The organism is Paracerasibacillus soli, from assembly GCF_042432965.1.
Lineage (GTDB): Bacteria > Bacillota > Bacilli > Bacillales > Amphibacillaceae > Paracerasibacillus > Paracerasibacillus soli.
In genome coordinates, this window is record NZ_JBHLWL010000050.1 from 14,270 (window position 1) to 34,894 (window position 20,625).

Annotated in this window: 17 protein-coding genes; 6 read left to right on the forward strand and 11 right to left on the reverse strand. The window is 37.0% G+C overall.

What is annotated here, in order from left to right; all coding sequences use genetic code 11:
• Positions 1-65 precede the first annotated feature (65 nt).
• Positions 66-2,141: a sensor histidine kinase gene (locus tag ACFFIS_RS13475; protein ID WP_320380560.1), complete on the reverse strand. Its 2,076-nt coding sequence runs from the start codon at positions 2,139-2,141 to the stop codon at positions 66-68.
• Positions 2,116-2,811, reverse strand: coding sequence for a response regulator transcription factor (locus ACFFIS_RS13480; protein ID WP_320380561.1), 696 nt, complete (start codon positions 2,809-2,811; stop codon positions 2,116-2,118). The genes ACFFIS_RS13475 and ACFFIS_RS13480 overlap by 26 nt, the downstream gene beginning before the upstream one ends.
• Before the next feature lie 730 nt (positions 2,812-3,541).
• Between ACFFIS_RS13480 and ACFFIS_RS13485 the strand changes: the two genes are divergently transcribed.
• From ACFFIS_RS13485 to ACFFIS_RS13495, 3 genes are all read left to right on the forward strand, one after another.
• A complete protein-coding gene (locus ACFFIS_RS13485) occupies positions 3,542-4,231 on the forward strand; it encodes a response regulator transcription factor (RefSeq protein ID WP_390187972.1) in 690 nt (229 codons plus the stop codon).
• Positions 4,224-5,345, forward strand: coding sequence for a sensor histidine kinase (locus tag ACFFIS_RS13490; RefSeq protein ID WP_390187974.1), 1,122 nt, complete (start codon positions 4,224-4,226; stop codon positions 5,343-5,345). Before ACFFIS_RS13485 ends, ACFFIS_RS13490 begins: the two co-directional genes overlap by 8 nt.
• An 89-nt stretch (positions 5,346-5,434) precedes the next feature.
• Positions 5,435-6,304: a M15 family metallopeptidase gene (locus ACFFIS_RS13495; RefSeq protein ID WP_390187975.1), complete on the forward strand. Its 870-nt coding sequence runs from the start codon at positions 5,435-5,437 to the stop codon at positions 6,302-6,304.
• A 244-nt stretch (positions 6,305-6,548) separates the two neighbouring features.
• Here ACFFIS_RS13495 and ACFFIS_RS13500 read toward each other — a convergent pair whose 3' ends face one another.
• The 3 genes from ACFFIS_RS13500 to ACFFIS_RS13510 form a co-directional block, all read right to left on the reverse strand.
• Positions 6,549-7,628 (reverse strand): AI-2E family transporter, encoded by a 1,080-nt coding sequence (locus tag ACFFIS_RS13500; RefSeq protein WP_390187976.1) that lies wholly within the window; start codon positions 7,626-7,628, stop codon positions 6,549-6,551.
• 157 nt (positions 7,629-7,785) lie between these two features.
• Positions 7,786-9,459: a DUF2207 domain-containing protein gene (locus tag ACFFIS_RS13505; protein ID WP_390187978.1), complete on the reverse strand. Its 1,674-nt coding sequence runs from the start codon at positions 9,457-9,459 to the stop codon at positions 7,786-7,788.
• A gap of 153 nt (positions 9,460-9,612) precedes the next feature.
• A complete protein-coding gene (locus tag ACFFIS_RS13510) occupies positions 9,613-11,433 on the reverse strand; it encodes a hypothetical protein (RefSeq protein ID WP_390187980.1) in 1,821 nt (606 codons plus the stop codon).
• Between the two features lie 338 nt (positions 11,434-11,771).
• On the opposite strand from ACFFIS_RS13510, the gene ACFFIS_RS13515 reads away from it, so the two are divergent.
• The 3 genes from ACFFIS_RS13515 to ACFFIS_RS13525 all read left to right on the forward strand — a co-directional run bounded on the left by ACFFIS_RS13515 (position 11,772) and on the right by ACFFIS_RS13525 (position 13,699).
• On the forward strand, positions 11,772-12,317 hold the full coding sequence (locus tag ACFFIS_RS13515; protein WP_390187982.1) for a GNAT family N-acetyltransferase: 546 nt from the start codon (positions 11,772-11,774) through the stop codon (positions 12,315-12,317).
• Between the two features lie 214 nt (positions 12,318-12,531).
• A complete protein-coding gene (locus ACFFIS_RS13520; protein WP_320380567.1) occupies positions 12,532-13,044 on the forward strand; it encodes a GNAT family N-acetyltransferase in 513 nt (170 codons plus the stop codon).
• Positions 13,045-13,330: 286 nt separating this feature from the next.
• Positions 13,331-13,699: a DUF2200 domain-containing protein gene (locus tag ACFFIS_RS13525; protein WP_390187984.1), complete on the forward strand. Its 369-nt coding sequence runs from the start codon at positions 13,331-13,333 to the stop codon at positions 13,697-13,699.
• Between the two features lie 322 nt (positions 13,700-14,021).
• Here ACFFIS_RS13525 and rbsK read toward each other — a convergent pair whose 3' ends face one another.
• The 6 genes from rbsK to ACFFIS_RS13555 form a co-directional block, all read right to left on the reverse strand.
• Positions 14,022-14,906: a ribokinase gene (gene rbsK, locus ACFFIS_RS13530; protein WP_320380569.1), complete on the reverse strand. Its 885-nt coding sequence runs from the start codon at positions 14,904-14,906 to the stop codon at positions 14,022-14,024.
• Between the two features lies 1 nt (position 14,907).
• Entirely contained in the window at positions 14,908-15,891 is a 984-nt protein-coding gene (locus ACFFIS_RS13535) for a LacI family DNA-binding transcriptional regulator (RefSeq protein WP_390187986.1), read from the reverse strand.
• Positions 15,892-16,256: 365 nt separating this feature from the next.
• Positions 16,257-17,084, reverse strand: coding sequence for an energy-coupling factor transporter transmembrane component T family protein (locus ACFFIS_RS13540; RefSeq protein ID WP_390187987.1), 828 nt, complete (start codon positions 17,082-17,084; stop codon positions 16,257-16,259).
• The gene (locus tag ACFFIS_RS13545; protein ID WP_390187988.1) at positions 17,075-18,790 is read right to left on the reverse strand and encodes an ABC transporter ATP-binding protein; all 1,716 of its coding nucleotides are present in this window, start codon (positions 18,788-18,790) and stop codon (positions 17,075-17,077) included. Before ACFFIS_RS13545 ends, ACFFIS_RS13540 begins: the two co-directional genes overlap by 10 nt.
• A 186-nt stretch (positions 18,791-18,976) precedes the next feature.
• Positions 18,977-19,525, reverse strand: coding sequence for an ECF-type riboflavin transporter substrate-binding protein (locus ACFFIS_RS13550; protein ID WP_390187989.1), 549 nt, complete (start codon positions 19,523-19,525; stop codon positions 18,977-18,979).
• A gap of 41 nt (positions 19,526-19,566) precedes the next feature.
• Positions 19,567-20,427 carry an SAM hydrolase/SAM-dependent halogenase family protein gene (locus ACFFIS_RS13555; RefSeq protein ID WP_320380572.1) on the reverse strand — a complete coding sequence of 287 codons (861 nt, stop codon included), beginning with the start codon at positions 20,425-20,427 and terminating at the stop codon, positions 19,567-19,569.
• Positions 20,428-20,625: the final 198 nt, after the last annotated feature.

Below are 20,625 nucleotides of genomic sequence, written 5' to 3' on the forward strand. Positions count from 1 at the left end.
AAAAAGTCGACTCTAGGAAAATCTAGAGCCGATTTTTTTGGGGTCAGACCCCCTAAAGGATCCTTTTATGATTGGACCTTTGGCATATAGATGATGGATTTAAATAAGTCGCCATCAATTTGAATCATAAATTTCCCATTTTGAATATCTACCAAGCTTTTGGCAATCGATAAACCTAAACCACTGCCTTGACTTGATCTAGATTCATCGCCTCTTTTAAAACGCTCCATTAATTCATCTGCTGAGATGTTTAACTCATAAGCTGAAATATTTTTGAAGGTAAGTAGGACTTCATCACCTACATCTTCAATATTGATATAGACCCTAGACCCTTTAAGAGCATATTTAAAAATATTAGATATGATATTCTCTATCGCCCTCCACAATAACTTTCCATCCGCGATAATATATGTCTTATCTTCAGGCTGATTAAACCTAAATTCCAACCCCTGCGCTTCAATCTTATCACTTACCTCTCCAAGCCCCTGAATAATTAATGAAGCGATATCGATTTGCTCAACTTGAACAGGAATATTCCCACTGGATGCCTTTGCCGCATCAAATAAATCATCAGTCAGCACTTTTAGCCTTTTTGATTTTTGATCCAATACTTTTGTATATTCTTCAATTTTTGATGGATCCTTTTCCCTTTTTAATAAATCAACATACGTGATAATCGATGTTAATGGCGTTCGTAAATCATGCGACACATTCGTAATGAGTTCTGTCTTCAGCCGCTCACTTTTTAGTTCACTATCCATCGCGTTTTTCAATCCATCGGTAATGCTATTTACATTTTCAGCTAGCTTTGCAAACTCTCCTTTCCCAGTCATATCGATATGATGGTAAATATCTCCATTCTTTATTTTTTCGACTCCATCTTGAATCACTTGAAATGATCGAACCTTTTTTAGCGTAAACCAGGCAGCTATCCCTATCGTAACAGGAAACATAAAGAAAGTTGCCGCAATCAATAATGGATAGCCAACAACAATGAGCACTGTTTTTATCCCAACACTTCCGCTGTCATAGACATTCCTTACAAATTGGATGATTGCATTAATCAATTGATAGATAAGACTATGCTTAAAAAACGTTCGATTCTTAACATGTCTAACAAGTGATAAAATCAGTACAAAGACAACTGCTGTAATAGGGATTGTAATTTGGTATATCCACATCGATATATTTGGATAACCGACTACGTCCACCAGGAAAATCCAAAGTCCAATTAGTACGATACAAAGCACCATGTTTACATCTACAAATAATCGATCAACAGGGTGCATATGCACATTCTTATCTTCAAAAGAATTTCTACCACTTACGAATAGAAAATAGATAAAGGTAAAAATGAATCCTGCTAAAAGTCCTAAAGCACGATATAAATCATTTGTCACTTGTACTTTATTTTCTTGCCAGGCCTTTTCATTCGCATGTAAAACATCATCCGTAAATGCAATATAAACAACATTATCTTTCGACAAATGTTCATTTATTTCCCCTGTAATCAGATTCAAGTTGTGATTCGTTTCCATTTCCTTTGGATACATTTCCTGTTTATACCCATCAAAAATCATATAGGCTGGATAGCTTTTAAATTGCGCTTTATCGAGTTTCTCACTATTTGTAAATTCATTCACACCATTGCTAGCATAGTATAGTGGATATTTAACCTGTTCTATATTTCGCAACAATGCATGATATACACCTACATCTTGATTGATTAATTTCTCTTTAACCTTGGCTATCCTTTTTGCATATTCAACTTTAAAGTTCTCATTATTCTCCGCTTCCGATAAATTAGGATTATAACGATTACTATCCATAAAATCTTCATATAAGTCCTGCGTTTCCATTTCTAAATCTTCTTTACTAATTGTTCCACCTTTTAAAATATGTTCTTCACTCTTATATGTCACCATCAAGCTAGTGAGATCGTCTACAAGATTCTCACTTTCTCTTACAAATGATTGACTATGAAAGTAGCTATCCTCGAAGACAATTCCAATATCGCCATCACTTACTACAATTAAATCTCCAATTACTTTTACAGCACCTGCAAGACATGCAATCATGATAATAAAAACAATCACTTTCGTGAAAATAGAATGGCTAAATTTTTTCGATTTTGTATCCAATTCCCCACACCACCTTTAAATATTTTGGCTCTTTCGGATTGATTTCGATTTTTTCTCTAATTTTTCTTATATGAACGGTCACAGTATTTTCTGGACGAAAAGATGGTTCATTCCAGACCTTTTCATAAATCTCTTCGATAGAAAATACCCTTCCAGCGTTGGCAGTCAAAAATGTTAAAATTTTATATTGTACCGGTGTGAGATGAACTTGTTCTCCATCGACGGTAACACTTTTACTTTCATCATCGATCACAAGCCCACCTGTCTGATACACATCCGTTTTCGCTTCCAAACTTCCTAATGTCGTATACCTTCTCAGTTGTGATTTTACTCTTGCAATTAGCTCCAGAGGATTAAAGGGCTTCGTAATGTAATCGTCAGCTCCTATATTCAACCCTAGGATTTTATCATAGTCCTCAGATTTAGCAGAAAGCATGATTAATGGGATATTGTTTTCCTCCCTAATTTTCATCGTTGCTCTTATCCCGTCCATTTTTGGCATCATAATATCCATAATAATGAGATGGATTTCATGCTTAGCAATGAGTTCAATCGCCTCCAACCCATGAAACGCTTTAAATATTTGATAGCCTTCGTTCTCTAAGTAAATTCCTATTGCATCTACAATTTCCTTATCATCATCGCAAACTAATATGTTCACATCAGTCACTCCTTATTTTTATCTCCCCTTTATTACTAGGTATTCATTTTTCAAGTGTATCCATATCATCAACCAGACAATATTATTTTATTTACCCACTTAATAGAGAGCAGCACTTCCTCCCAATAAAATTATATTAACGAAAAAACCTTAGTAAATCGTCAACAAATATCTTAAGAATTTCTTAAGGTGAAACATGGGGACGGTTCTCGTGTTTCATTCCATTCTACCCTTCAATGCCTGGCATAACGTGTATATCATTATTTTCTGTAGCCAAATATGAAACTTCAATCCACGAGAAACGTATTTCTCCTCTTCTTTATTCCATAGACAACTCAGCTTTTACGAGCTGTTATTCTCCACCTTCTCCACCCCTTACTTATCATGCTTAAGCTCTCACGCACTCTTAAAGCCGGAATTTTATAGCAGTTTACACGCTATAACTTTACCTTGTCCACTAGTAAGGTTAAACTGACATATTTTCCAGTGGCCTATTTTGCTAATACCTGCTTACCTTTTATGAAATTAATATCATGACTACAGAACCTTCCCCACACTTCCTGTTGCGAATTTCCCAAGACTATTATTTATAGAGATAAAAGTTTCCCTTCTATCAACACTTGTATTAATATGAAAAATATATATCATGAATATTCTCTTACTACCACACACAAACTTTTTTAGTCCAATAATGAGTGAAATAAACATCATAAATAGGGGATATAGGAGGAGGGATGAAATGAAGCGCATCACAATTTTAATTGCGGATGATGAAACGGAGATTGCGGATTTGGTTGCTTTACACTTGGAAAAGGAAGACTATGATGTTATCAAAGTATCTAATGGAGAGGAAGCGATACAGGTGCTGCAAACGCATTCGCTAGATCTCGCTATTTTGGATATTATGATGCCGAAACGAGACGGTTATGAAGTGACCCGACAAATTCGCGAGACACAACATACGTTACCAATTATCTTTTTAAGCGCAAAAACTTCAGATTTTGATAAAATAACTGGACTCGTTATAGGTGCTGATGATTATATGACAAAACCATTCAATCCAATGGAATTAGTTGCCCGTGTAAAAGCTCAGCTTCGTCGCGCTACGCAATTCAATCAAACAACAACGAATAACTTGATCCTGGAGGCTGGTGGCTTGACCATTTCCCCCGAAAAACGCACAGTGACTCTTTATGGCCATACAATCGAATTAACACCAAAGGAATTTGACATATTATATTTATTAGCAAGCTATCCGAAAAAAGTGTTTAGTGCGGAAGGTATTTTTCAAAAGGTATGGGGAGAAGCGTACTATGAAAGTCAAAATACAGTCATGGTGCATATTCGAACTTTACGGAAAAAACTCGGTGGAGATAAGGATAAATTTATTAAAACAGTTTGGGGAGTAGGGTACACATTCAATGAATAAAAGAATCCGAAGTTTCCGATTTAAAATGATTGAGTTTGTAGGATTAAGCATGCTTCTATCTGGTGGTATAACGTATGGTATCTATCGGACGTTACAATATTATTATCATACCTCCGTTTATGCAGGTGAAACATTAGCCCGTCTCAGAATCATGATGAATAGTATAGGTGATTTAAACTTTTTCTTAATCATTTTTATTCCTCTAGCCATTATCTTTTTCTTTTTGCTAACGAAGTCGTATGCGGTTTATTTTAAAGAAATTTCTAATGGCATCTACCATCTGGCTAACGGGGATTTTAAAAATCGCGTTTCTATTTCTACAAATGATGAATTTGGCAAGATTGCACAAGATATTAACATTGCAAGTGAAAAACTGCAAGAAGCTGTCGAAAGAGGGGATTTTGCAGAGAGTAGTAAGGATCAGTTGATTGTGAATTTAGCCCATGATTTGCGGACACCACTTACTTCTGTTTTAGGTTATTTAGACTGGATACTGCAAGATGAAGAGTTAACAGAGGAACAAAGGCATTTCGCAATGATTGCTTTTACTAAATCACAGCATTTAGAAAAGCTCATCAATGAATTGTTTGAAATAACGAGAATGAATTATGGCATGCTGCCGGTTTTGAAGCAAAGCATTAATATCAATGAACTGCTCAAGCAATTAAACGAAGAAATGTATCCTGTGCTAGAAAAGAACAAATTAGTATCAAGAGTGGAAATAACTCCGAAGCTAAATTTGGATGCCGATGGTGAAAAGCTAGCCCGCGTGTTTGAAAATTTATTGATGAACGCCATCCACTATGGAAAGGATGGACAATTTATCGATATTCACGGCTTCCTCGATGAAGATGATATTGTTGTGCAAGTCATGAATTACGGTGATTACATTCCCGAAGACCAATTACCTTATATTTTTGATATGTTTTATACAAGTGATAAAGCAAGAACAAATCAAGCTGGTGGCACAGGTCTTGGCTTGTTCATCGCAAAAAACATCGTAGAACAACATAAAGGTAGCATTTCTGTCACAAGCAATGTGATTCGTACATGCTTTGAAGTACGCCTGCCTTCTGATTCACAAGAAAAACCCCCAAAACAAGCTATACATTAAAATTTAAGAAAAACTTTATATTTTATCCCACTTTATTTTAAACAATCTTCTTTATTCTATATAGGAAGGACAAGGAGGAAACATGATATATGAAAAAGTGGGGTTTTTTATTTATTGTTATCATCATTTTTGTAAAGATAATGGCTACAAACTTCGTACCTTTTTCCAAAAATATAACTTATTTAAACGATGACCAAACAGCGCAAGATGATACTTTGTTTCACACTATAAAAATAACAAAAGATATGGTGTACCAAGGTAATTTATTACTCGTCAATCGCAATTATCCAGTTCATCCAGATAGTGTGAAGTCAGACTTTGTCAATTTATATGAACATAAAGGATTAGTAAATGGGTACGAATTATTACATACGGATATTCATCTATCAAAGGAGATCACACAAAGGTTTTCACATATGATTCAGGATGCTAAAAAGGATAAAGTTACGCATTTCATGATTAGTAGTGGTTACCGAAATTTTAATGAACAGGACAGACTATATGAGGAAAAGGGAACTGATTATGCCTTACCTGCAGGCTATAGCGAACATAATTTAGGCTTATCACTCGACGTAGGATCAACTGCGGGGAAAATGGAACATGCACCAGAAGGAAAGTGGCTAAAGGAAAATGCATGGAAATACGGATTTATTATGCGCTATCCAGAGGACAAAACCGCAATCACAAAAATCCAATATGAGCCTTGGCATATTCGTTATGTCGGTTTACCTCATAGTTTAATCATGCATGATAAGAACCTTGCCTTAGAAGAATATATAAGTTTTTTAAAAAAGGAGAAAACAATTTCTTTGCGTTATAACAAAGTAAATTATTCGATTTCCTATTATCCGATTTCCCAACATACGCACATGAAGGTACCAATTGAACAGCATTATGAGATTTCAGGTAATAATGTTGATGGTATCATTATCACGGTCATGGATGGGAAGAAAAGGTAAACGTCTAATCGTTCGTATCATGCTTAGATTAGTGGGTTGGGGAAAAGCCTAATAAAAGCAAATAAACCGTGTGAAATCATATTCATATTGAGTTCACACGGTTTGTTTTAATTTCTATTTTACATTTCATTCATCATTTGTAGGCATAAGCACCTGCCATCATGCTAGAGAAGCAACGTATGTACTGCTTGACTAGAGAGAAACACGATGAATGGATACACTCCTTAGCCCCTCCGTCTAATCGCTATACGTCTTTCATTGCTGTCTGCTTGATTTCATTACGCATCTCATAAATATTGCGGACGATAGCCTTTCCAACAGCATAAGCTGGTATCGCTAAAAGAATACCAAGAAAACCAGCAATATTTCCAGCTGCCAAAATGATTGTAATCACTGTAAGCGGATGAATATCCAATGTTTTTCCCATTACGTTTGGCGTGATAAAGTTACTATCAGTTTGCTGCGCGACGAGTGTTACCACGCTGACCAAAATAGCTAACTTCGGATCTTGAATAAAGCCGATAATCAATGCTGGTGTAAACGCAATCCAGGGACCGATGAACGGAATAACATTCATGAAGAAAGCAAAAATAACTAGCAATAATGCATAATCCAAACCGATTATCAAGTAACCGGCGTACATCATCACTGCTAAGAGTAAGCTAATAAGCAGTTGTCCTTGAATATAAGACCGAAGTACTGTATCGATATCGCTTAACGTTTTCCCAAGCCATATCTTCTTTTTTCCTGTAAAAAACTTAAGAATAAAAGGTGCAAATTTCTCATGATCCTTTAATAGAAAAATAAAGAAGAAAGGCACGAGAATAAGGGTAAATGCTGTTTGGATTGCAGACTGGAAGAACTGGATAATCAGCTTGGCAAATACGACTGCAATCGACTGGATGGAATCTATTACTTTATCTATCGCTTCGTCCAATTGTTGCGGTACCGCATCTCGATGTTGCAATACATATTCTGTCGTTGCCTTAATATCCTTTGCCAAATTCGGTGCATTTTTCACCAACGTATCTACCTGCTTCATAACTGGTGGTCCCACAATAGCAGCAAAAATCCATATAATAGCTACCACGCTAAGTAGGATTGTTAAAATACTCCCCCAACGTGGGAACCTCCGCTTTTCCAGAAAACGTTGCAGCGGTTCAGTCACATAAAAGAGAACAACCCCGAGCAATAACGGCACAAGTATTGTCTTTGCAATGATAAGAAAGGGCGAAAAAATCCACTTAATTTCCATGAAATATTTTATAATCAGTAAAGCGAGTAAGACCCCAACTCCCGCTTGAAACCACACTTTTCTCGTCATATACCCACTCCTATCCAAACTAAATATGACACCATTCTAATAAGAATACATTACCCCTCCCCCACGAAGCAAGAAGAGTGAAACACGGGGACGGTTCTGCCGTTTCACTTCGAGGAGATAATGAAACACGAGAACCGTCCCCATGTTTCACTGTGCTTTAAAATGCGCCTGATCCTCCTCCGCCGCCTCCGGTTCCGCTACCGGTTGTTCCTCCGGTAGATGAGTCTATCACTGTGCTATTTGCATGATAAAAGTAATGGTTGGCATTTGAAGGAACGCTAGTATATAGCAATAATTCGCGACTCACTAGAAATTCCCCGACTATACCTTCATGAAACATTCGTTCCGTCTTTTCCTTCATTTGCTTATCATTCATGCCTACAGCAAAAATATACGCACGTTTTTGATTATCATCCATCTGCTCATTCCACTGTTCCACTTTCATTGTGGGGAACTTTTCCATGAACAAGCTCCATTCCTTATGAATCTTCGCGCCTTGTAATGTTCTTGGCCGATACATAAGCGCAAACGAAGCGATACTACTTCCAAGCACAATCACAAATGTCATCCACAAAAATAGGTCATGCATTGCAAATAAAATGAGAAATGGCACTAGTAGTCCAGCTGAAATCCCTACTAGAACTCGCGACTTTATATTATCCTCCAAGAGACCGTGTTCATCTACTTCATCCTGAACTGCCAACTTCCATCCCACATAGCTCTCACTATATTTCTCTTGATTCGCTTCATCCTCTGTATACTTTACTATATCATCTAAATGAAATGTACCGTTTGCGCCCATTTCGTCAAACAACCAACGAATCAATAGCGCCTCATGTTCATATTCTGTACGCCTGTTTCTTACAGTAAAAGTGCGATCATCAACCTGCTTGATATATCTCTTCCGAACTAAATCAAGCAACGATGCTGAGAGTAATTCTACTCCGTTACCCGAACCAAGATATGAAATCGTTGCAGGAAGACTCATCTCATTATCAGGAATAAAGTATGGTGCCGGAAATTTCCGTTCTACTTCCATACGTGTTATTCGTTTTCTGCGCCATGCATAGACTAATAAGGCGAGGAAGTATAAGCTAAAACTGGCTATGACGTACGGTGCTAAATTATTTAATACATTTTTCCGATGTTCAAATGCCGCTTGTTTATCTTCCTGTTCTTTCTTTTCAGCCAAAATTTTGCCCCGCATCGGCTTTTCTTCCGTCAACTTCATATTTGGAAAGAGTTGCGGATCATACGCTACTCGTACATCACCTTTTGTCTCAGCAGGTACTTTTCCCATTGCAAAATGAACAAGCCCTCCACTTTCAACATTTTCTGCATCCATCGCTGCATCATAACCAAATGCAATGACATCTTTTGTTTGATATGGTGGATGTACATATATATCAAGATTTTCATAATCCGATTCATTACGTTCATCAAAGAATGGCCAGTAAAACTGCGCAACATCTGTGTATCGCTCCATACCATTTTTAATCGTGTAGGTTAAAGTAACCGTTATTTTCTCATCTCTTCCACTTCGATATATTTTATATTCGTTATCATCCTGCTTAATTTTAAGCGATTTGCCATTTTCAGTTGCCTTTACATCTGTTATTTTTGCATTTTCTTTCGGAATTAATGTCCGTGTTATGCCATTAAATTTCCCATCGAATGAATATATCTGATCTTCCGTTACCGAAACATTTCCATCATCATGTAAATATACATGAATCTCCATATGTTCAATCGAATAATCCATCGCCTGAACCGGCAACGGAGAAAAAATAACACCAAGCAATAATAAAAAAGTAATCATAAAGTTTCGCATCTCTCATCCACCTCCCTATTTATTACGAATAGAGATTCAAAAAGTTTCGCGAAAAACATGAACGAAACATGGGGACGGTTCTCGTGTTTCACGTAAAGTGAAAAATGCAACATGAGAACCGTCCCCATGTTGCAGCCTTGTTGTACCGTTGTTTTACATTAGTTGTTTTGCTAGCTTGCGGTCTTCTTTATCTTTTGATGTCGATGCGATGTTTTTAATGGCTGCCTGTACCGATGGTTGTTGCGAAATTTCTGATTGCCATGCTTCTAGTACAGTTAATGCTTGGTATTGTAAACTTCCATTATCAGATTCAAGAGCTGCTTGAATCAATGGTAACCCGACACCTTCATACTCATGCAAATCTTGAATAAGATATTGCAAACAATCTTGCTCATCATTCGATAGACTTGATAACGATAAGTGACTTTCTGCAAATGTACAAAGTTTTTTAATATGTTGGTCATTATTTGTAGCCATAATAGCTAAGTATAATTCACCATTAGTCGGATATTTTTTTAACAGCTCAAACAAATTATCTGTCACATCTAATTCATAAAAGCGAGCAATTTCCAGCGCCTTTAGATCATAGTCACTTTGTAACATATCTAAGGCAACATATGACCATTTATGACCATTAATTAACGGTTGAATGGCTTGTCGGATGGCATCTCGTTCGTGTTTCTGCCAGTGATTATTGAAACGCTCCTCCCAAACTGCTTCATCCGCATTTATAAACTCATATATTTTCATCAGTGTGTAAAAATCGTTAACTGTATTACAGTGTACCCGCGCGTGATGAACGAAACGAGAAAGAACAATACTTGCATATTGATAATCTTCTATACTATCAAAAGCATCATCATGCAGTAGCGCTTGAATGATACGATTAGCTCCGTCATAGAGTTCCCTTGAAATTTCATCCTCTTCAAGTGCAACCTCAAGATCCCCTTTATCCGCACATGTATAGGCTAAATACTCATCCATAATCGTATTTTCACAGCCCTTTATGAGTAGCCATTGTTTGATTTTCGGTGAAGTAGCCTCCAGTTGTTCGACTGCTGCAATCTTGCCCCAACCATGGACTTGCCGAGCAAGCTGCCAAATTTGATCATTAGCTCGACTTGTACCATTTTTCAATGCAAACACAACATATGATGTAAACTCCTCATGCATCCCTATTGTAAATAGAAGCTCTTTATATTTCTCACAATCCGTACAACCGAGTACAGTAACTGCAAATTTTACAACCTCACGATGTGCTGCATGTTCTAGTAACCATAATGCTTCTTCCTGTACGCGAGACTCGTCTCGTTCAACTTGTTGAAATCTATCAACGAATTCTTCACCATAACTAGCAATATTATCAAATATAATTTTTTCGTATGTTGCCTTTCGTGTTTTCGTCGTAGGATTACTCATTTGCTTTATAAAAAGCTTGAGTAACCTTTTCGCATAAAATGGTGTAGGTGTATCATCTACAAAGGTGTCGAATAAACCTGGAGTCATAGGTAAATCAACATCGTTATATAAATATTCATCATCCGGTAAAAGATCATTCACTACTTTATGATGCGTTTCAACTTGAGCTTGAATAAAAGGAACAATCTTGTCCTTATGCTCCCAAGGAAGGAATTCAAGCTTTAGTGAATCATTCATAATCACCTCATTATCTACTTTGATAATACAATTGAGCGATACATAGCCACCAATTTTAACAGAAACGACATGCTTTGTACCATCTTCTAGTTCAAGTATTCCCGATAATTTCACATAAGGAATCATATGTGAAAGTAGATATTTACGTTTGTTTTTATCCACAATCTTGCCATCAATCAGAAGGACTTCCTCTTTTATTTGGTTCATAACTTCAATACAATGCCCCTCATAATCAACCTTCCACGCCCTACGTACTTCCTTTTCCAAATCCCTCCTCACATTCTGCATTTCAAACTTAAACTCATCCTTGAACCCCATAATATCCCTACTTTCAGCGCACGAAACATGGGGACGGTTCTCCTGTTTCATTACGGAGTACGGAGTATGACACAAGAGAACCGTCCCTCTGTTTCATCTGTTTCATCTGTTTCAGAACATTATATTCGATTTTGATTTATTTTGTAAGTGGTATTTTCATATATTTCTTGGTCATGATGGTCTTTGTTCCATCTCTGCACTGCTGTATAATTGTGAGTATAAAGTTATGTATGTGACGAAACAAAGTCCATAGTAAAAAGTTCCAGTCATAGATAAAGATAAATAGTTTTAACAGTCTTCCACTCAGTTATAGAGATAATACAAGGAGGTAAGCGTGTATGGGCGATATCTTTAATAGTGAGAGAATTATTCTACGGGAGATGGAAAGGAAAGATTGGAAAGACGTTCATCAATACGCCTCGCAAGACAAGGTTTGTCAATATCAGCCTTGGGGACCAAATTCCGAACAAGAATCTAAGGATTTTGTAGAACAGGTCATATTGGATGCCGAGAAGGATCATAGGAGCAGATTTGTATTTGCAATCATTTTAAAGGAACATGGAGAAATGATTGGTTCTGGCGAAATTAATCTGCGCGACAGTACGAATAGAGTAGGTGAGATAGCATACATCATCAACCCCAAATATTGGAAGATGGGTTTTGCAACAGAAGTAGCCAACCTTCTCATTTCCTATGGTTTTAAACAATTAAAATTGCATCGAATTTTTGCTACATGTGATCCTAGAAATATTGGCTCTTTACGAGTGTTAGAAAAGGTAGGAATGATGAAAGAGGGTAGAATACGTGAGCATATATTGATAAAAGATGGCTGGCGTGATTCTCTTTTATACAGCGTTTTAGAACAAGAATGGAATGGTAATTAATTTATTTTTACAACTAACCTATTGTTGCTAAAACAGGAACAGAAATTCCACCAAGGGGTTTGGGCCATTTTTAAATGAGCAAGTGACAACTGTGATGGTAATTTAATGAAATAAAATAGTTCATTAATTAGGGGAAATTGCTGAACAAAATTATTGCATATAAAGGTTATTATTTTCCATTGTTAAATCATGATTTCTGATGGGAGCTTGTGTCATGCACATAAAAACAAAAAGATTATGGATACGAGAATTTGAATTCAAAGATTGGCAAGCTGTATATGCGTATACCTCAGATATTAATGTTATGAAGTATATACCTGAAGGGGTTTTTACTGAACAAGATGCAAAGGAATTTGTAAACAAAAATAAAGGTGATCAAGCCGAAACATTCCCCGTTATATTGGCGGATAAAGATATTCTTATCGGGCACATTGTGTTTTATAAGTACTTCGGTGAACATACTTATGAGATTGGGTGGGTTTTCAATCCAAAGTATCATAATAAAGGATATGCTTCTGAGGCAGCACAAGCCATTTTAGAATATGGTTTTAAAGAAATAAACTTACATAGGATTATCGCTACTTGTCAGCCGGAAAACATTCCATCCTATCGGGTTATGGAGAAGATTGGAATGAGAAGAGAAGGCTTTTTCAAAAAATGTATTCCAAAAGATAATGAATGGTGGGATGAATATTATTATGCTATCTTGGCAGAGGAATTCAAATGAACGATTCAATAAATAAGCCAATGAAATTGCAGTATCTTTAAATTACTCTTATCCGCATAAGGACGATGAAAATATGACAAATTATTTAAAACATATTAGAAGCTTGCCTGCCAGCGCAAAGGTGATTTATTAAAAGTGGTGGTGGCCTCATGCTAAGTGATACGGAGGGCTTTTTCTACTAGCATATGTAACTTTGGTATGCGGGAAAACGTATCTCGTCCCTAATATCACGAAGTTCAGCAGCAATGGTGGCTTTTTAACGAAAAGACGGAGGAGGATATATACCATGAATAAGCCTAAAATTTATACAATGAGTTTTGCTAGTGTCTATCCGCACTACATTAAGAAAGCAGAGAAAAAAGAACGTACAAAAGAGGAGGTTGACAAAATCATCCGATGGTTGACCGGATACAGCCAGGAAGAGTTAGCAGCACATTTGGAAAAACAAACAGATTTTGAGACCTTTTTTGAGGTAGCTCCCCATATGAATCCGGCGCGGACTTTGATCAAAGGTGTGATTTGCGGTGTGCGAGTAGAAGATATCGAGGAATCAACGATGCAAGAAATTCGTTATTTAGATAAACTTATAGATGAGTTAGCAAAGGGAAAAGCGATGGAAAATATTTTGAGAAATAATAACCAAAACAAAGCATAGGATTTAGAAATTGCATTGATAGGGAAAATATCAATCATGACAGGCTACTATAACGAGTATCAATATCAGCGCAATTTAAAAAGGGACCGGGACATAAGGGTCTGACCCCCTCAACCAACTACTATAACGAGTAAAAAACTCATTGTTCAATACTACATGTAGTAGTTGAGGGGTCTGACACTTTGGTTTTGTCCCAGCCTCTCTAGTTTCCTAACTCTTTTTAATGTGTCCTTGGTAATGGGTGCCAGTTTATTACCTGTTTCTCTTCTATACATATCCTCCCTTATAAATGAAACATGAGAACCGTCCCCATGTTTCACCTTCACGACTTTAAACTCCTCTCAACCTCTTCCCGTGTTGGCATACCACCTTGTGCACCTAGTTTTTTTATAGAGAGGGATGCAGCACAATTGGCAAATCTTAAAGCACTGGAAATATCATTCCCCTCTGCAATTTGAACCGCAAATGCCGCATTAAATGTATCTCCCGCTCCCGTTGTGTCAACTGGATCCACCACAAAAGCTGGTACAACTTCTTCCCGAGTTCCGTTGTGGTAACGAACGCCATTCTTTCCTTCCGTGATGAGCAACTTATTCGGGTATTTAGCTAAAATTTCAGCACGCTTATTATTCCCAAAAAGTACTGCAAATTCATGTTCATTTGGGGTAATATATGTTGCATAAGCGATTACTTCTTCACTTAATTTTCTAGCCGGTGCTGGGTTGAGTAATAACTTTTTATGATGCTCATGGCAAAACGCCGCAATATACGCAACCGTTTCAATTGGAATTTCCTGCTGAATTAAAATAATGTCCGCTTGTTTCAGCGTTTCTTCCGCTTCTTTTACGTACGAAGGTGTAACTTCATCATTCGCACCTTTTACAACAATAATGCTGTTATCTCCTTCTGCAAGGGTAATATGCGCTGTACCGGATGCATTACCTGTAACCGGTTCCACATGGTTTACAGCAACCCCATTTTGTTGTAGGTTATCCAAAATTTCCTTCCCAAACGCATCGTCACCTACACGACCAATCATGGATACTTCTGCACCGAGTCTAGCAGCTGCAACGGCTTGGTTCGCTCCCTTTCCTCCTGGGGCAGTATAAAATGAATCACCTATTAAGGTTTCACCAGCAAGTGGCCTTTGATTAGCTGTCACGATTAAATCCATGGAAGAACTTCCAACAACAACAACTTTCACCATATTAGTCAACTCCTTTTTTCGTTGAATTTCTCTCAACATACTTTACTGGAAATTTAAAATGTAACTTTGATAATTCTTCTTGATTAATTTGCTTAAGCAATATTTCCGCTGCTTTCTTTCCCATCTCATAGGCTGGCTGTTGAATTGTCGATAAACCTGGGTAAACAATACTACTCATATAAATATCATCAAACCCAATAATTTGAACATCCTCTGGTATTTTACGTCCTTGCCGTAATGCCTCATTCATAATCGCAATTGCAACAGTATCATTACAAGCAAGAATGCCATCCGTATGCGGATACTCCTCAAATAGACGTATCGCTGCCTCTTGACCACCTTGAAATGATAAACTTGAATCTATTATATTTATTTCTATTTGATGTTGTTTTAATACATGATATGCTGCTTTATATCGTTTATAAGTCGTTTGTACTGAAATTGGACCCCTCACAATTGTAACGCAACGACAACCACTTGCAATTATTCTTTCTGCCGCAAGTGTGCCTCCTTCATCTTGATCAGCGTAAACAGCTGGAAAGTTTTCAGCAACCCGGTCAAGTAAGACTGTTGGAATTTTTGCCTTTTCTAATTTATTGTATGCAATCTCATCCGTAGAAATAATAAGACCTATTACATTATTTTGTAAAAATGCATCAATATATTCTGATTCCTTATCTTGTTGTTTATCACTATTACCGATGATAAGGTGGTAACCTTCCGCATAAAGAAAATCTTCCACCCCACGAGCAAGAGATGGGAAAAACGGATTCGTAATGTCTGGAAGGACTAGGCCAATAAATTTTGACTTCTTTGTAAAAAGTGAACGTGCAACCTCATTAGGCTTGTAATTCAAGAGCTGAATAGCATCCATAACGGCTTTCCTCGTATCTTCATGAACATACCCATTATTATTAAGAGCTCTTGATACTGTAGCAACCGAAACACCCGCTTCTTTTGCTACATCTTTAATTGTAATTGACAACTTTATCCACCACCATGCAACATGTAATCGATTACATATAAAATAACATAAATATCTATTTCTCGCAAGTGTGGTAGAAATGAAAGGAAAATAACTTATATGGCCCAGGATATCCCATTTCTTAACGTGCCTTTTTATCATACAACATATCTCCATTAAACTCAGCAACAAGTATGAAGTTTATCATCATACTTCCCAATTACATATTCTGTCGAGATATCATATTTGATACCATTTTTAGGATGAGTTAGACGTGAAATCTATACTGGCACTATAAACATGGTTTATATGTCTTCACGCATGAAGAGTGCTTGATTTAAAAAAATCAATCAGTAGGGGTCGTACTTCCCTACTGATTTCACTACCTAAAATGGATTATAAAAACGACTGCCATCATAAAATGTAATGATAAGGGACGCAATTAAAATCATTATACCTGCAACTAAGACAACATAATCTCGTTTTTGAAATGGCCTCTCGTTATACCATGTTCTTTTTTTCCCTTTCCCAAATCTTCTTAACTCCATCGCATTGCTAATAACCTCAATTCTGTCGAGTGTTGAAAATATTAAAGGAAAGACAATCGATGAGACGTTCTTTACTCTTTTTCCGAATCTCTCATTTCTAGATATATCTATTCCTCTTGCTTGTTGCGCTTGTGCAATCGTTCGAAAATCACGTTGTATATCTGGGATATAACGAAGTGCCAAGGAGACAGAATAAGCAATCTTATAGTTTACACCAATCTTGTGAAGTGAGGCGGCGAATTCACTTGGATGGGTCGTCACAATAAACAATAATGCAGCCGGTGTCACGACAAAGTATTTTAACGTTACATTAAATTGATAAAATAATTGTTCCAAAGTGACATTGTACCGTCCCCAAATTTCAAATAACACGTGACTGGAGCCATATATTTTCACACCCTCCTGTGGGGAGAATAAATAGATTGCGATATTATTCAATAAAAGAAATGCTAGAATAAATACTAAAATAAATCCGACTTCTCGAATGCGAATTTTTGAAACGATAAACATCGCAATACTCATAACAAAAAGTCCAAGTAGTACCCGCGTATCATACGTTAACATCGCAGCAGTAGAATATAAAATAAAGATAATTAATTTGGTAGCTCCTGATAAGGAATGGACAGGTGATGTTCGCTCGATATAACTTAACATTTCTACCGCCATGTTAATCGCGCCTCCCTGTCATAGTCGATAAACTTGGAAACAAAATCTACAGGATGCCTTATTCCAGCCTTTACTGCCAACTCAAAAAGAGAAGTTACTTTTAAATTGGTTTTCTCCACCACAGATGGATTTGTCAAAATATGGACAGCGGTATCATCTGCAATGACTTGTCCATCAAGAATTGCAATCGCCCGTGGTGTATATTCCAACATGAGGTGCATATCGTGCGTTATCATCATAATTGTGACACCATGACTATGATTTAAATGCGTTAAAAACTCCATAATTTCCGTATAATGACGAAGATCTTGACCCGCTGTCGGCTCATCTAAAATCAAGACTTCCGGTTGCAATACTAAAATAGAAGCAATGGTCACCCGCTTTTTTTGTCCAAAGCTTAATGCAGAAATAGGCCAGTTTCGAAACGGATATAACCCGCAAGTTTTCAAAGTTTGCTCTACACGTTCTTTTATCTCATCCTCCGGTACACCCCGCATTACTAAGCCGAGAGCCACTTCTTCATAAATCATATGTTTGGAAATCATATGATTCGGATTTTGCATCACCATGCCAATCCGATTAGCTCGTTCATAAATCGTATCATTCGTAATATCTCTTCCCTTATAAAGTACTTTTCCCGATTGTATTTTTTCAAAGCCACAGATGAGTTTGGACAAAGTGGACTTTCCTGCACCATTTTTCCCTACAATACTTACCATTTCCCCCTTATGAACCGTGAAGGAAACATTATCGATTGTCGGAGAATCTTTATGATAACCGAATTGAATATGTTGCAATTCTAAAATTGACTTATCCTTTTTCTCGTACTTCGCTGGACTAACTTTCTCATTCCATGTAAAAAGCCTTTCCTGTACATCAGCGATTTTTAACGTTTCCATCCGGGCAGGTAACATTTCTGGAGTCACTTCACATCCCGCATATTTTAACGCCTTCACATATAGTGGTTCCCTAAGATTACATGATTCCAAAACATGAGATGCTAATAACGCATGCGGGTTCATATCACTCACAATCCGCCCATCATCAACTACGATAATTCGATCAAATTCTTGGGTAAGAACATCTTCTAAACGATGTTCAATGATAACAACAGTTGTATTCGTTTCCTTCTGAATCTGATCAATGAGTGATATCGCATGTTTTCCGGTTGCCGGATCAAGATTCGCAAGTGGCTCATCAAACAATAAGATATCTACATCTTCCACAATCACACCTGCTAAAGAAACGCGTTGCTTCTGACCACCCGAAAGTTCATGTATCGAGGACTTTATCTTTGTCTCCATATTGACCAATTTTGCTACATCGACAACTTGGCTTCGCATGTTTTTTTGTGGAACAGCTTCATTTTCTAATGCAAAGGCAATATCCTCTCCGACAGATAGACCGATAAATTGACCATCAGGATCTTGGAGAACGGTGCCTACCATTTTTGAAAGAGAAAATATATCCAAATCTTTTGTTTCCTGCCCGTTAATTTTTACATTTCCTTCTATATCACCTTTGTAAGAGAATGGAACTAGCCCATTTAAACAATGGGCTAATGTGCTTTTTCCAGAACCGGATGGACCAACAATGACTATCTTTTCACCTTCATAAATCGTTAAATTAATTTGCTGCAATGTCGGCTCTACTTGGCTTTTATATTTAAATGAAAAATTATTAAACTGAATGATTGGTTTTTGCATGACAGACTCCTTCAGTTACATTGTCTACTCATTTCACTAAAAAACGATACCATAAGTTGTTACAATCTATATTTTTATTTCAATAACATTTACAATTTGATACCTCATATAAAGCCGAAAATATGCTAGTTTCGCAACTTCATAAATCAAGCAAGCTTCATGAAACACGAGAACCGTCCCTATGTTTCATTCTTTTGCTAAACTGTCGCTTTTTGTACGGGTTTTAGCATATGATGCTAGTAGAATGGTCCCGATTACACCGACCGTAACGATGTTGGATATACCGGCAAAGGCTCCTTGGGTAAATACTTTATTGGCAGGTTCTGCATAAATTAATACATCTAATACAGGCGCAAGGAGGAACCAACCAACAGCTTGTACAACTGCCTGAATAATATTAAATGAGATCATTTGCTTTATACCAAATTCGCCCTCTTCCACATTGATTCGTTTTCCTAAAAGGCCGATAAAGAAGCCAACAAATAAAGACACAATAACCCAACTCCACCAGACAGAACCATAAGTAGTAGCATCATTTAACGCATGACCAATAAGTCCAATGAGCCCCCCTGCAATTGGTCCAAAAACAACACCCATCAAAGCTAGAAATGCATAAGCAGTTTGAATAGTAGTATTTGGTATCCCGGTAGGTATCGCAACAAACTTTGCTAAAACTAAAAATACAGCTGCCCCAATTCCAATCGCCACAATCGTTCTAATAGAAAAGTTTTTCATTTCTCATTCCCCTTTATTTACTAATTTTATTATTCACACAATTAATTATAATGAATTCCCTTCGCTTTTCGTATACTAATTTTCCAATTAGATCCTGTTTCAATATGATAGGCTTTTGCAAACGATCCCTGATTAATCGCCACACCAATTTTATCTAAAGAATTAACAAACAGAATGGGTTCTCCTAATCTACTATCTGCAAAGGAACGGCCAAATTTAATAATATTTTTATAAATATGCCGACGATTATTTTCGATGGTTACTTCAAGCGCATCTCCATAGCTAATTCCTATCTCCTTAAAAATATCTCGCGCAATATTTGTCCATAAGTTTCCAAAACGTACATCTAAAATATCAATATTTCCTGTTACAACATCATCTTCATAACTAGCTTTTGTAAGTGGTAATGCAACTAGTTTATCAACCTCATATGATGGACCTACCTGCTCATAGGAAATAACCCCCGCGGCAAGCCTTGCCCCTGTATATGCATAAACGTCGCGTCCATGGAATGTATACGATTCACCGGAGTTAGGTAAACGATTTACCTGTTCGTCAATCACCCTTGCCTCGACGATACCAACGCTCTCTTTTATATGCGTTAACGTACCATTATCTGGTGTAACAATATACTGGTTATTCGCAGTCTTGACAACGACACTAAGACGATCTGTCCCAACTCCTGGGTCAACAACCGAAACAAATACAGTTCCTTCTGGCCAATAATTTACGGTTTGAAAAAGACGATAAGACCCTTCCCATATATTATGTTGCGGTATTTCGTGTGTTAAATTGTACACACCTAAACTTGAATCAACGGACAAGGCGACACCATTCATCGCACTTACAGCACCATCTGAAAGTCCAAAATCTGTTTGTAATACTACATGTTGTTTACGCATGTATTTCCCTCCATTTATAAATTAAAATTAAAAAACCACGTCATTACCGAAAAATCGATAAGGACGTGGTTTCATTACGTGGTTCCACCTTACTTTACTGGCTCTACAATAAATAGTGTTGGTGATAAAAATTCACTAACACTATTTTTAGTATTAGTAAAAATAGAAAACAAGTGAGTTTCCCTGTAGAATTAAAGT